Genomic DNA, 13580 nt, shown 5'->3' on the forward strand with positions numbered 1-13580 from the left:
TCGTACGCCGGCCGGGCCCGGTCGGACGTCCTATCGGGGGGTGCGCAGCAGGAGGTTCCTCTCGAGGCGCGCCTGGGTGATGCGCACCGCCGCCGCCGTGGGCGGGTCGCCGGCGGCCACGAGGGTGTAGTCGCCCACCGGAACGTCGGCGAAGCGGTAGCTGCCGTTCGGCTCGGTGGTGGTGGTGAGCCCGAGGCCGCTGCGGTCGGTGAGCGTGAGCAGGATCCCCGGTAAGGGCGTGCCGCGTTCGCTCCGGATCACCCCTTCGAGACGGCCGAGGTCCGCCCGGGGAGTGAGCACGACGTCGAAGGGGGACGGGCCCGTCGAGGTGATCTGCAGGGAGAGGGCCGAGGGGCGGTAGCCCTCGTGGAGCAGGACGAGCGTGTAGGTCTCCCGGGCGAGTCTGGCCAGGAGGAACAGGCCGTCCTCGTCCGTCGGGGCGGTACGGGCGAGAGCGCCGTCGGAGGCCATGAGGATGGCCCGGGCGCCGGGCACGGGAGCACCGCCCGAGGCGTCCCACGCGCGTCCGGTCACCGAGTGGGTGTCGGAGCGTACGGGGTCGGCGGCGAGGGTCACCTGGTGGCGCAGCTCCGTCTCGACCGAGGGCAGCACGAGTTCGGTGACGGCCGGGTGATGGGTGCCGGCGTCGGTGACGAGGAAGAACCCGCCCGCGCCGGGGGCCTCGAGGGCGAACCGTCCCTCCGTGTCGGTGTGCGTACGCGACACCTCGGCTCCCTCGGGGGTCAGGAGGGTGAGTACGGCGCCTGCCAGCGGCCTGCCGTCGTCGGACCGTACGCTGCCGAGCACGCGGGCCTGCGGTTCGTCCGGGCCGGGCCGGTCCGTCACGGTGGTGGACACGTGTCCGCGTCGTCGGCGGAACGCGTGCGCCGCCACGGCGGCGGCCGTGGTCAGCGCCCAGAAGGGGAGCAGGTCGAGGACGGCCGGTCCGGGCCGCCACCAGCGCAGGAGCAGGAGCAGGAGGGCGACGGCGAGCGCGACGGCCACGGCCACGGCCGCCACCGCGCGCGCGGGGAGCCGGGTCCTGGTCCGGTCGTCGGCCGGGAACCGGGGTTCCGGCGGGGCGGGGTGGCGCAGGCATTTGACGACGCCGAGCGCGAGGGTCAACAGCGCCAGGGTCGAACTGCCGCACAGCACCCAGCGCCAGCTGAGCTGCCGGGTGAGGAGGTCGCCGACGGACCGTCCCGCGGCCGCCCCGAGTCCGGCGATCACGCCGAACAGCCCGATGACCTTCAGCGGGCCGCCGCGCGCGGCGGGGCGGCGGGCGGGCGGGGACGGCGGGCGCGCGAACGCGGTGAGTGCGAGCGAGAGCGATCCGGACAGGACGAGCGAGGCGAAGGCCGCCTCCAGGACGCAGCCGGCCGCGAAAGCGCCGGCGTTGGGCGCCGCCGCCAGGAGCACCGAGGTGGCCGCGGTCCCGGACAGGCCGACGAGGAACGCCGACCGCGGGCCGGCCCTCCGCCGGAGGGCGACGGCGGACACCAGGGGAGCCGCGAGCGCGCAGGCGTACAGGACGGTCAGCCGCCACGTGGCCGCGTCGAAACCTCCCGCGGCGACCTCCGCCAGCGGGAAGGCGGTCGGGAGGGTGGCGTTGAACATGGCCACCCACTGCGCCATGGCGGCCACCCCGATGGCCAGCCGGCACGCCCGTGCCTGTGTGTACGTCACCGGCCTCGTCGTCGACATAGAGCTCATAGTGAGATTCTACTCACTAACTTGCCGCGATGGGGTGACGTACACATCGTGAAGGCCGAAGACCCGTCGATCGCCGGCCGGGGGGCGCCTCGATCGCCGGCCGGGGCGGGCGCCGCCGTCACCGCGGGCGCTCTTGGAGCAACGTACAAGATTCGGTGCGGCCGGAGACCGGGGTCTTCCACGATGCGTGCCGCTGGTCCAGAGTGGCGCTCACCACTATACGGAAGTGAGTTTCCGCATAGCAGAAGTTGCTTGGAGGAATACCGTGCCATCGTCCGTACCGTCCCTGCCACGACGCTTCGCACGCACCCTGCGCACCTCGCTGTTCGCGCAGGTCGCCTTCGCCCTCGTCCTCGGAGTCGCCGTCGGGAGGCTGTGGCCCGACGTCGGCACGGCCGCCCAGCCGCTCGGCGACGGCTTCGTCCGTCTCATCAAGGCGGTCATCGCGCCCCTGGTGTTCTGCGTGGTCGTCGTCGGCATCACCAAGGCCGGAGACCTCAAGGCGTTCGGACGGATCGGCCTCAAGGCCCTGATCTGGTTCGAGGTCGCGACCACGTTCGCGCTGCTGATCGGCCTGCTGGCCGGGAACCTCGTCCAGCCCGGCGTCGGCATGAACGTGGACCCGGCGAAGCTGGACGCGGCGGCGGTCGACGAGAAGACGGGCGGCGGCTCACTGCCCTCGACGTCCGAGTTCGTCCTGCACGCGCTGCCCGACAGCGCGGTCGGCGCGTTCGCCGAGAACTCGCTGCTCCAGGTGCTGGTGCTGGCCTGTCTGGTGGGGGCCGCCGTGCTGCACCTCGGCCACACCAGAGTGCCCAAGATCCTGCCCGCGACAGAGCAGGCCCAGGACGTCGTCTTCGCGATCGTCGGCTTCGTCATGAAGCTCGCCCCGCTCGCGGTCTTCGGCGCGACGGCCCACCTCGTGGGCCAGTACGGCATCGGCGTCATGTCCACGTACGGCAAGCTCATCGGCGTCTGTTACGCGTCGGCGCTGCTCTTCCTCCTGCTGCTGGCCGTCGCCCTCAAGGCCGTCTCCGGCGTCAGCCTCTGGAAGTTCGTCCGCTACACCCGCGAGGAGATGCTGCTCGCGCTCGGCACCGCCTCCAGCGAGACCGTCATGCCCCGCATGATGCAGAAGCTGCGCCAGGCCGGCTGCCGCGACGACGCCGTCGGCCTGGTCCTGCCGACCGGCTACTCCTTCAACCTCGACGGCGCGTCGATCTACCTCTCCATCGGCACCCTGTTCATCGCGCAGGCGGTCGGCGTGGACCTCTCCCTCGGCCAGCAGGTCACGGTCGTCCTCGTCCTGATGCTGACCAGCAAGGGCATGGCAGGCGTGCCCGGTTCGGCGTTCCTCGCGCTGTCGGCGACCGCGTCCGCGCTCGGGGTCATCCCCGTCGGCGCGGTCGCCCTGCTCCTCGGCGTCGACCGGATCATGGACTCGATGCGCGTCGCCACCAACCTCCTCGGCAACTGCGTCGCCGTCTTCGCCGTCTCCCGCTGGGAGGGCGCGCTGGACATGGACCGGGTCAAGAAGGTGCTCGACGGCGAGATCGCGTTCGTACCGGAGGAAGCCGAACCGGGACCGGAAACGAGCGGAGACGCGCCGCAGACCGGCCGCCCCACAGCGCCCCACGCCTAAAGGATCGGCAGTCGACGGCCCGGCGCCCCGCACCCGCTCGACGCCGGGCCTCGGCGCCGGCCTCGACGCCCTACCCCGGATCCGGCCCGGAGGCGACCGGCCCCACCTGCCGACGTTGCATGAAAATTCATTCTGATGCATAGTCTTGCTATGTCCAAGGTCCTCACCTCCCTTCCCACCGGCGAGCGCGTCGGCATCGCCTTCTCCGGCGGGCTCGACACCTCCGTCGCCGTCGCCTGGATGCGCGACAAGGGCGCCGTCCCGTGCACGTACACCGCCGACATCGGCCAGTACGACGAACCCGACATCGCGTCCGTGCCCGGCCGTGCCAACGCGTACGGCGCCGAGATCGCCCGGCTCGTCGACTGCCGTGCCGCGCTGGTCGAGGAAGGACTGGCGGCGCTCGCCTGCGGCGCGTTCCACATCAAGTCGGGCGGGCGTCCGTACTTCAACACCACGCCGCTGGGACGGGCCGTGACCGGCACGCTGCTGGTGCGGGCCATGCTCGAGGACGGGGTCCAGATCTGGGGCGACGGCTCCACGTTCAAGGGCAACGACATCGAGCGGTTCTACCGGTACGGGCTGCTCGCCAACCCGCACCTGCGGATCTACAAGCCCTGGCTGGACGCGGACTTCGTCACGGAGCTCGGCGGCCGCAAGGAGATGTCGGAGTGGCTGCTCGCGCACGGGCTGCCGTACCGGGACTCGACGGAGAAGGCGTACTCCACGGACGCCAACATCTGGGGCGCCACGCACGAGGCGAAGACCCTGGAGCACCTCGACACGGGCATCGAGACGGTCGACCCGATCATGGGCGTGCGGTTCTGGGACCCGTCGGTGGAGATCCTCACGGAGGACGTGACGATCGGCTTCGACCAGGGCCGCCCGGTCACCGTCAACGGCAAGGAGTTCGCCTCCCCCGTCGATCTCGTCATGGAGGTCAACGCGATCGGCGGCCGGCACGGCCTCGGCATGTCCGACCAGATCGAGAACCGGATCATCGAGGCCAAGAGCCGCGGCATCTACGAGGCCCCAGGCATGGCGCTGCTGCACATCGCCTACGAGCGCCTCGTCAACGCGATCCACAACGAGGACACCATCGCCGCGTACCACAACGAGGGCCGGCGCCTGGGCCGGCTGCTCTACGAGGGCCGCTGGCTGGACCCGCAGGCGCTGATGGTGCGCGAGTCGCTCCAGCGCTGGGTCGGCACGGCGATCACCGGCGAGGTGACCGTCCGGCTGCGGCGCGGCGAGGACTACTCGGTCCTCGACACCCGGGGCCCGGCGCTCAGCTACCACCCGGACAAGCTCTCCATGGAGCGGACCGAGGACTCGGCGTTCGGCCCGGTGGACCGGATCGGCCAGCTCACCATGCGCAACCTGGACATCGCCGACTCGCGGGCCCGCCTCGAGCAGTACGCGGGCCTGGGCCTGGTCGGCAGCGACCACCCGAGGCCGATCGGCGCCGCGCAGGCCGCGTCGACCGGTCTGATCGGCGCCATGGACGAGGGCGGCGCCGAGGTGATCGCCTCGCGCGGCGAGGCCACGGACGAGGAGACCATGCTGGACCGCGCCGCGATGGAGTCCGGCACGGACTGAGGCCGGTCGGCGGTCGTACGCGTCGTGCACACCTGGGCAGCGGGCCCCGGCGGATTCCCTTCCGCCGGGGCCCGCTGTCGTATGTCCGCTGCCGTGCCCGCAATCGCTCGATCGGGTGACAGTGCTCCACACGGGTCGTCGAACACGACATGTCGGCGGCATCCCCCAAGGGCCACCGGGGCAGCACCCCCCTGCTCGAACTTTCGCCCGATGATTCGCCCGCCCTCCCCCGTGACGGCTTCTTGATCAGGCACGTTCTTGAGGTGTCCGATCCACCCGAGCGATCGCAGGAGGAACCCGTGCCTACCGTCCCCGCCCTCGTCCCCACGCCTTCGGCCTTCGAACAGCCCGCTCGGATCGCTGCCGCCGGTCGGATGCGTCCGATGCACGGTGTTGACGCCGTTCGACCGGAGTCGGGGTGCGGGGAATGACGTCCACGCACCGGCAGCAGGCCGGCGCTTCGCAGACGTCGGCCGCGCCTCGCCGGTTACCGCCTCCGCCGCCCGCCGAGCTGCGCTACGGCGGCCGCCACGGCAGGAACCCGTTGGAAGAGGCCACGTTCGCGGCGATGTGCCGGCGGCTGCCGTCGGTGCTGACGCAGACCGCCAGGATGGCGTGGGCCATCGACCGCCGGGCCGTGCTGCTGCTGGCGGGCTGCCAGCTGGCCGTCGGGGTGAGCGCCGCCGTCCTGCTGACCTCCACCGCCCGTGCGATGCGGTCGTTGCTGGCTGCCGGGGAGGTGGCCGACCGGGTGCATCAGGCGCTCCCCGCACTGGTGGTCATCGCGCTCGCCGCGGGGGCCGGCCGGATCGCGAGCGCGCTGTCCTCGTACGCGGACGGGCGGATCACGCCCCGGCTGACGACGGAGGCGGACAGCGCGCTGGTGGCGGCCGTATGCCGGATGGAGGCCGCGGCGCGGGCCGAGGACGGTTGCACGGACCGGCAGGAGGCCGCGGAGATGGGGGTGGTGCGCAGTCATCTGATGGTGCAGGACGCCACCCGGTTCACGGCCTCCGTGGTCCGCATGGTCACCGCGAGCGGGGTGCTGTCGGTGCTGCATCCGCTGATGCTGCCGCTGCTGCTCCTCGCCGTCGTCCCCTCCGCGGTGGGCGCGGTGCTGCACGCGAAGGTCACCTACGAGACGCACTACGCCAACGTGGGCGACCGCAACGTCCGGCAGAACATGCGCGGTTGGGCGACCACCGTGAAGTTCACGGACGAGATCCGCGCCAACGGCATGACCGGCTACCTGGTGTTCTGGTACCGGGCGATCTCCGAGCGCATCGACGCCCGCATCCTCGCCGTGGCCCCCAGGATGCTGCGGATCGTGCTCGCCAGCTCGGCGATCGGCGGCGTCTTCCTCGTCCTCACCTGGGCGGCGCTGGCCTGGCTGGCGGCGACGGGACGGGTCGAGGCGGCGATCGCCGCGACCGCGGTGGTCGCCGTGCAGACCACCCTGGCCGCGCTCAGCCAGTTCGTCGTCTACGGCGCGGCCATGTTCCACAGCTCCCTCTACCTCGCCGACATGGACGGCTTCCTCGACTACGCCGCCAGGCGCGCCCCCGACCGTGGCGAGTCGGCGCTCACCGGCCCGCTGGAGGAGATCCGGGTCGACGAGGGCGTCTACCGCTATCCGGGCAAGGAGTCGCCCGCCGTGGCCGGGGTGTCGTTGACGGTGCGGCGGGGCGAGATCCTCGCCGTGGTCGGTGAGAACGGTTCCGGAAAATCGACGCTCACCCGGCTGCTCGCCGCGCTCTTCCTCCCCGACAAGGGGACGGTCCGCTGGAACGGTCACGACGTCGCCGGGCTCGATCCGGACCGCCTGTGGGACCAGTCCGGGCTGGTCCCGCAGCACTTCGCCCAGTGGCCGCTGTCGGTCCGGGACAACGTCACCCTCGGACAGCCCCGGGCCGAGGGGGACGACCTGGTGTGGCAGGCGCTGGACGCCGTCGGCCTGCGCGAGGCCGTCGAGGAGCTGCCGAACGGCCTGGACACGCTGCTCGCCCGGGAGTTGTGGGGCGGCACGGAGCTGTCCGGCGGGCAGTGGCAGCGTCTGGCATGCGCCCGGGCCCTGTACCGCAGGGCGGGCCTGCTGATCCTGGACGAGCCGACCAGCCAGATGGACGCCCGCGGCGAGCACCGGATCCTCGAACAGATCAAGGCGCTCGCCGGCGACTGCATCACGATCGTGGTGACCCACCAGCTGGTCAACACCCGCATCGCCGACCGGATCATCGTGATGGAGCACGGCCGGATCGCCGAACAGGGGGCCTACGACGAACTCGCCCACGGCGGCGGCTTGTTCGCCGAACTCCTGGCGTTGTCCCATGATCGTTGACCGTCCGTCGCCTCACACCTAAGGAGACCCTCACGGTGGGATACACCACGCCCGACGAGTGGGACGCGCACTACACCAGCGGCAGGAGCTTCCACGGTCTCGGCGAGGCCGAGCGGCGGCTGCTCGCCGAACACCTCCCGGCTCCCGAGGGCGGGCTCGCCCTGGACGTCGGCTGCGGGCTGGGCGAACTCGCCCGCCATCTCACGGACATCGGCTACGAGGTCGACGCGGTCGACCACGCCCCCGCCGCCCTCGACCTCGCCCGCAACCACCGCGAAGGCGGCGAAGGCATCGTCTACCGGCGATTCGACATCGAGCAGGACTCCCTCGACGACCTGCCCCGTCCCGTCTACGACCTGATCGTCTTCCGCCTCAGCTGGGCCTTCGTCCGCGACCGCACCCGGGTGACGAACCGGCTGCGCGAGCGACTGCGTCCAGGCGGCGCCCTCTGCGTCATCACGCCGGTCGCCACGTCCGTAACCGACGACAGGCGGAACATCGCCCTCGACGAGGACGAGCTCGCGCTGCTGGGCTCGGGCTGGTCGGTCGTCGAACGCCATGACGCGGACGGGCTGGCCTTCGTCGTGCTGCGCGACCCCGTTCCCGCACCCGACCATGTCAGGTGCGCCGCGAAGGGGCGTCCCTCCCCGCATGCGCTCACCGGCGCCGGAGTCGTCGTCACCGACCCCGCGGGGCGGATCCTGCTGGGCTGGTCGGTCCGCGGGGTCTGGGAGCTGCCCGGCGGGAAGAACGACGCCGACGAGGACTACGTCGACACCGCGGTAAGGGAGTTGGAGGAGGAGACCGGGCTGAAGGCCGACCCCGCGAACGCGCGGCTGCTGGCCTTCCTGATGGACTCCGTCCACGGGATCCCCCGGATGACGGCCGCCGTCCGGATCACCGACTGCACCGGCGAGCCGACGGTCGCCGAACCGCATCTGCTCCACCGTCTGGAGTGGCACGAGGTGAGCGACCTGCCGACGCTCGCCCAGCCGTTGTTCACCCCGAGCGCGCATGTCATCGACACCGTCTGGCCCGGCCTGCTGACCGGCCTGCCGCCGGTCCGCCGCTACCCGATCGCCCCGACGGAAAGGTCTGAGACACCCGGGGTCGCCCAACAGGCGGCAGAAGCAGTCGAGTTGCGGCACGCGATGGCCGACCGGCTGGTCGCGGAGGGCCGGGCCGACGCGGGCGGCGTGATCGAGGCGGCCTTCCGGCAGGTCCCGCGGCATCGCTTCCTGCCCGGGATCGCCCTGGCGGAGGCGTACGCCGTGGATCAGTCGCCCGTGACCAGGCACGCCCCCGGCGGGCAGGCCACCAGCAGCGTCTCGGCCCCCTGGCTGCAGGCCCTGATGCTGCGCGACGCGGCGCTCCGCCCCGGAGACACCGTTGTCGAGATCGGCTCCGGCGGTTACCACGCCGCCCTCCTCCAGGAGGTCGTCGGCCCGCACGGCACCGTGATCAGCGTCGACATCGACCCCTACGTCACCGACCGCGCCCGCCGCTTCCTCGCCGACACCGGCTACCACCGGATTCACGTCCACCTCGGCGACGGTGTCACCGCCCCGGCCCGCCTCGCGGCGCCCGGCAGCGTGGACGCCGTGGTCGTCACCGTGGAGGCCCGTGACATCCCGCCCGCCTGGATCGGCGCACTCGTCGAAGGCGGACGCCTCGTCGTGCCGTTGCGCGTGCACGGCTACACCTGGTCGATCCCGTTCACCAAGCGCGGCGGACACCTGGTCGCCGACTCCTTCACCGTGTGCGGGTTCGTCCCGCTGCAGGGTCCGGGCTACCGTGAGGACGCCGTGACCCGGCTGCGCGGCGGGGAGGTCGGCGTGCGCTTCGCCGACGGCGTCCCCGTGGACACCGGCTCGCTCGAAGCGGCCCTCGACCTGCCCCGCGTCGAACGGTGGACCGGGGTCACCGTCCCCGGCGACGTGCCGTTCGACATGCTCCTGCTGTGGCTGGCGACGCATCTGGGCGACGGGTTCGCCCGGATCGCCGTCGACGCCGACCTCGACACCGGCGTCCTGCACCGCCCCGGCCGGTGGGACGCCGCGGCCCTCGTCCGCGACGGCTCCCTCGCCCGTCTCCTGACCCGCAGACTCGCCCCGGACGCCGTATCCGGCGCCGTTCTCTGGGAGTTCGGCGTGCACGCGTACGGCCCGCACGCCGACGGACTCGCCGACGCCATGGCGGGCCTCGTCACCGCCTGGGACCGCGACGCACGCGACACGGTCCCCCGCCTGACGGTGCACCCGGCCGGAGCCGCCGACCGGGACCTCCCCGAGGGCCGGGTCCTGGACAAGCCGCACAGCCGACTCGTCTTCACCTGGCCGTCCCGGCGTGCCTGACGGCTACGGCCGCTGGACCAGCCCGGCGATATGGGCGGTGACGGTGTCCAGGATGTCGGTCCAGGCGGCCTCGTCGCCGAGGACGAGGTAGTTGAGGGTCAGGCCGTCGGTCATGGCGGCGAGGTAGCGGGCCAGGACGGAGACGGGCACGGCGAGCCGGAGTTCCATGCTCCGGCGCAGTTCCTCGATGAGTTCGGCGTACGCCTCGCCGTACAGCTCGTACTGGCGGCGTGCCAGATGCTCGAACCCGGGCTGACGCAGGGCGTATTGGGTGAGTTCGTAGGTGAGCATGTGCTCGTCGGGGTGGGCTCGGACGTGGTCCCAGTACGCCTGGAAGCCGGCCCGGACCGTCTCCTCCAGGGTGGCCCTGGGCCGGATCGCGTCCTTCACGACGCTCACCGAGTGGTCGGTGAGCGTCGTGATGACCGACTCGACCAGGGCCTCCTTGGAGTCGAAGCAGTAGTGGAAGACGCTCAGGGACACACCGGCCTCGGCGGCGATGGACCGGGTGGTCGTCCTGGGGACGCCGTCCCGGGCCATCGCCCTGATCGCCGCTTCCGTCAGCTGTCTGCGTCGCTCGGCCGACGGCATGCGTGCCATGTGTGAGTCCCCCGGTGTCGTACGTCAGGCGCTGTGGACGCCCACTTCGTACAACGAGTATCCCCAGTCGGTGCCCCGGTCGAGGCCGTGGACGCGGACGTAGCGGGCCGGTGTGCCGGTGAACTTGGCCGTGTCCAGACCGCCGTCGCCGGAGGTGGTGGACCAGGCGGTCGTCCAGGTCGTGCCGTCGGTGGAGAGCTCGATGCGGTACGACTTCCCGTACGCGCGCTCCCAGTCCAGGGTGACCCGGGACACCAGGTTGGTGGAGCCCAGGTCGACCTGCCACCACTGGTCGTCGCTCCAGTCGCTGGCCCAGCGGCTGTCGTCGTCGCCGTCCACGGCCCGGCCCGGCTGGTAGCTGGTGAACGGGTTGGACTCCGACGAACTGGCCGTGGCCGTCTGGCCCTTGGCGAGGTTGACCGACGCCTGGTGCTGCTCGGCCGCGCCCCAGGTGTCGAGGTAGGACTCGGCACCCCGGAAGAGGTCGTTCACCACGTCCTGGCCGCCGACGAGCCGGATGTCCTCGATCCAGTCGGGGATCAGGCCGACGTCGGCGCCGCCGTCGGTGTTGAAGTCGAAGGTGCGGGTGCCGACGGTCTGCTTGTCGATGACGGAACCGCCGTCGACGCTCTTGAAGGGGTACGTCACCTTGTTGGCGGCGTCCGCTCCGCGCGGGGCGGGGTGGTCGCCGATGCCGTTGAAGTCGGTGCCGAAGCCGTAGCCGACGTTGTACTTGTCGCGCAGGGCGTTCGTGCGCTCGGCCTCGGTGGCGAACGCCTCGGAGCCGTGCATGTACTGGGCGACGAAGCCGCCGAGGCTGTACACGCGCTCGGTCCAGTTGAGGTCCATCCAGCTGTGCGAGGAGAGCACGCCGGGGTAGGAGGCGGCCTCGAAGATGTCGAGCGCCTGGCCGGTGGCCTTGACGCTCATGTGGTCGATCTCGAGCATCATCTTGCGCTTCATCATCCCGCGTACGGCGTACTCGCCGAGGCTGGTGAGCCCGCGGGTGTTGCACTGGGCGGCCGTGTCGTACTCCGGGACGTCCGTGCCGGCGGGGAGGTCCGCCTCGGCCTCGGACGCGGCGGTGCCGATCGGGTTGTCGTGCTGCGGGCCCTTGCAGGTCTCCGTCTGCCAGAAGGTGCCGGTCGACAGGAACTGGCCGACGTTGATGGCCGTTCCGAGGCCGCCCTCGTCGAAGCGGACGCCGCACAGCGCGTTGTCGAACTTGTGGCACAGGAACATGCTGCGCACGCCCAGCGCGTACAGCTCGTCCAGGCCCTTGTCGATGTCGGCCTTGCTGCACTGCGCGATGTCGAGGATCTGCTTGCAGCCGAACGGCTCGGAGGTCTCGACGCCCAGGACGACCGCCAACTTGCCCTGCTGGATGACCTGTCGGGCCTGCGCGCTGTCGGTGACGATCCGGAACCAGCCCTTGCCCGTGCCGCCGTACATCTTGTCGATGAACGCCTGGAGGTCGTACGTCAGCTTCGCCTGGAGGCGGATCGACGTCATCTCGTCACAACTGCGGTCCTTGAACGGGTAGATGGAGCAGATCATGCCGTTGGTGACGAGGTCGTTGACCAGGACGCGCTGTCCGCCGCGCCAGGCCCGCTCCACCCAGGCGTAGTAGTTCGCCTGATGGGTCATCGAGTCGTACGCCGGCCAGTCCTTGAACGTCGGCCAGCCGACCGGGTCGTGCTTTCCGTCGCCGCCGTGGGTGATGTAGTCGAAGAGCGCGAGCGTGCCGTCCGGGTAGTGCTCGGGACAGTCCTTGAGGGCGTCGGCCACGCCCGACTCGGAGAACACCTTGCCGCAGATCAGCCGCCCGCCGAAGGCCTCGTTGGAGAACAGGTGGTTGTGGGCGTCGATGAACCCCTTCACCTCCCCTGCCGAGTTGGTACCGGTGAACGGCTCGCCGGTGACGTTGACCTGGGAGTCCGGTGTGGGCCGCGCGGTCGGCGTCCACCAGTCGGCGGCGGCCGCCGAACTCGGCGTGGGGCCGAGGATCGTGCCCAGCACGAGCAGGAGCAGCGAGACGAGGGTGACTTGTCTGCGTCTGCGGTACGAGCGTCCGGTCATGGTCATGGGCACACGTCCCTCGGTCGACGGGATCGCGCGGTCGACTAGGGCGTTTTGATCGCCCTTGGGGTTGTCATGACCGACGCAAGATATGCGTTGAGGATCGCGACTGGCGGATTCCGAGTCAATAGTCCGGGACAGTTGACCTGATGGAGCCCAAGAGGAGTCGACGTGTTTTGAACGCGTTCAAAACAAGGTAGGGTCCTCTTCCAAGACGGAAGGGACCCCGCTGATGAAGATCGTGATGCCCGGTGGGACCGGGCAGGTGGGCTCGGTGCTGCGGCGGGCGCTGAGCGCGGCCGGGCACGAGGTCGTGGTGCTCAGCAGACGCCCCTCGGGGCCCGGTGAGATCGGCTGGGACGGCCGGACCCCGGGGCGCTGGGCCGAGGCGGTCGACGGCAGCGACGTCGTGGTCAACCTGGCCGGGCGCAGCGTCAGTTGCCGCTACACCCCGGCCAACCTGCAGGCCATGATGGACTCCCGGATCGACTCGACGCGGGTCGTGGGCGAGGCGATCGCCGCCGCCGGCCGCCCCCCGAAGGTCTGGCTGCAGATGAGCACCGCCACGATCTACGCCCACCGCTTCGACGCCCCCAACGACGAGTTCACCGGCCTGCTGGGCGGCGCCGAAGCGGGCGTTCCGGGCTACTGGGGCTACAGCGTCGACATCGCCACGGCGTGGGAGCGGGAACAGGAGAAGGCCGACACCCCGCACACCCGCAAGGTGGCCCTGCGCTCCGCCATGGTGATGAGCCCCGACCGGGGCGGGGTGTTCGACGTCCTGCTGCGGCTGGCCCGGCTCGGCCTCGGCGGCCCGGTCGCGGGCGGCGCGCAGTACGTGTCCTGGATCCACGACCACGACTTCGTCCGTGCGGTCGAGTTCCTCATCGCGCGCGAGGATCTCGCCGGGCCGGTGAACCTCGCCGCGCCGACCCCCCTCCCCCAACGCGCGTTCATGCGGGCGCTGCGCGCCGCGTGGGGCGTCCCGGTGGGTCTGCCCGCGACGAGGTGGATGGCGGAACTCGGCGCGTTCGCCCTGCGCTCGGACACCGAACTGCTCCTGAAGAGCCGGCGCGTCGTCCCCGGCCGCCTCCTCACGGCGGGTTTCGCCTTCGACCACGCACAATGGCCGCAGGCCGCCGAGGACCTCGTAGGGCGGGTGCGCGAGCGCTGACCGATGACGTCGGCCACCGGTTACCGGCGGCCGGCGGCCGGCTGCCGGCCGTCGGCCGTCGGCCGTCGGTCAAGGTGACGT

The 13580-nt window shown here is 71.4% G+C and carries 8 protein-coding genes; 5 read left to right on the forward strand and 3 right to left on the reverse strand.

Translation table 11 applies throughout. From position 1 onward, the window contains the following. Positions 1–30: 30 nt before the first annotated feature. Complete coding sequence (locus tag OG562_RS04410) at positions 31–1704, reverse strand: collagen binding domain-containing protein (RefSeq protein ID WP_266393791.1); 1674 nt, start codon at positions 1702–1704, stop codon at positions 31–33. Between the two features lie 274 nt (positions 1705–1978). Here OG562_RS04410 and OG562_RS04415 point away from each other — a divergent pair, with 274 nt between their 5' ends. From OG562_RS04415 to fxlM, 4 genes are all read left to right on the forward strand, one after another. Beyond that, the gene (locus OG562_RS04415) at positions 1979–3355 is read left to right on the forward strand and encodes a cation:dicarboxylase symporter family transporter (protein ID WP_266393793.1); all 1377 of its coding nucleotides are present in this window, start codon (positions 1979–1981) and stop codon (positions 3353–3355) included. A 150-nt stretch (positions 3356–3505) separates the two neighbouring features. Beyond that, positions 3506–4954: an argininosuccinate synthase gene (gene argG / locus OG562_RS04420; protein WP_266393798.1), complete on the forward strand. Its 1449-nt coding sequence runs from the start codon at positions 3506–3508 to the stop codon at positions 4952–4954. A 427-nt stretch (positions 4955–5381) separates the two neighbouring features. After that, positions 5382–7292, forward strand: a complete 1911-nt coding sequence (locus OG562_RS04425; protein ID WP_266393800.1) for an ATP-binding cassette domain-containing protein — start codon at positions 5382–5384, stop codon at positions 7290–7292. A gap of 35 nt (positions 7293–7327) precedes the next feature. Then, positions 7328–9646: a methyltransferase, FxLD system gene (fxlM, locus tag OG562_RS04430; protein ID WP_266393802.1), complete on the forward strand. Its 2319-nt coding sequence runs from the start codon at positions 7328–7330 to the stop codon at positions 9644–9646. Between the two features lie 3 nt (positions 9647–9649). Here the strand turns inward: fxlM and OG562_RS04435 are convergent, their stop codons facing one another. Both OG562_RS04435 and OG562_RS04440 read right to left on the reverse strand, forming a co-directional pair. Further along, entirely contained in the window at positions 9650–10246 is a 597-nt protein-coding gene (locus OG562_RS04435) for a TetR/AcrR family transcriptional regulator (RefSeq protein WP_266393804.1), read from the reverse strand. A 24-nt stretch (positions 10247–10270) separates the two neighbouring features. Then, positions 10271–12331 (reverse strand): discoidin domain-containing protein, encoded by a 2061-nt coding sequence (locus OG562_RS04440; RefSeq protein WP_266393806.1) that lies wholly within the window; start codon positions 12329–12331, stop codon positions 10271–10273. Positions 12332–12557: 226 nt separating this feature from the next. Between OG562_RS04440 and OG562_RS04445 the strand changes: the two genes are divergently transcribed. Beyond that, entirely contained in the window at positions 12558–13499 is a 942-nt protein-coding gene (locus OG562_RS04445) for a TIGR01777 family oxidoreductase (RefSeq protein WP_266393807.1), read from the forward strand. Positions 13500–13580 lie beyond the last annotated feature (81 nt).

This window comes from Streptomyces sp. NBC_01275 (assembly GCF_026340655.1).
Lineage (GTDB): Bacteria > Actinomycetota > Actinomycetes > Streptomycetales > Streptomycetaceae > Streptomyces.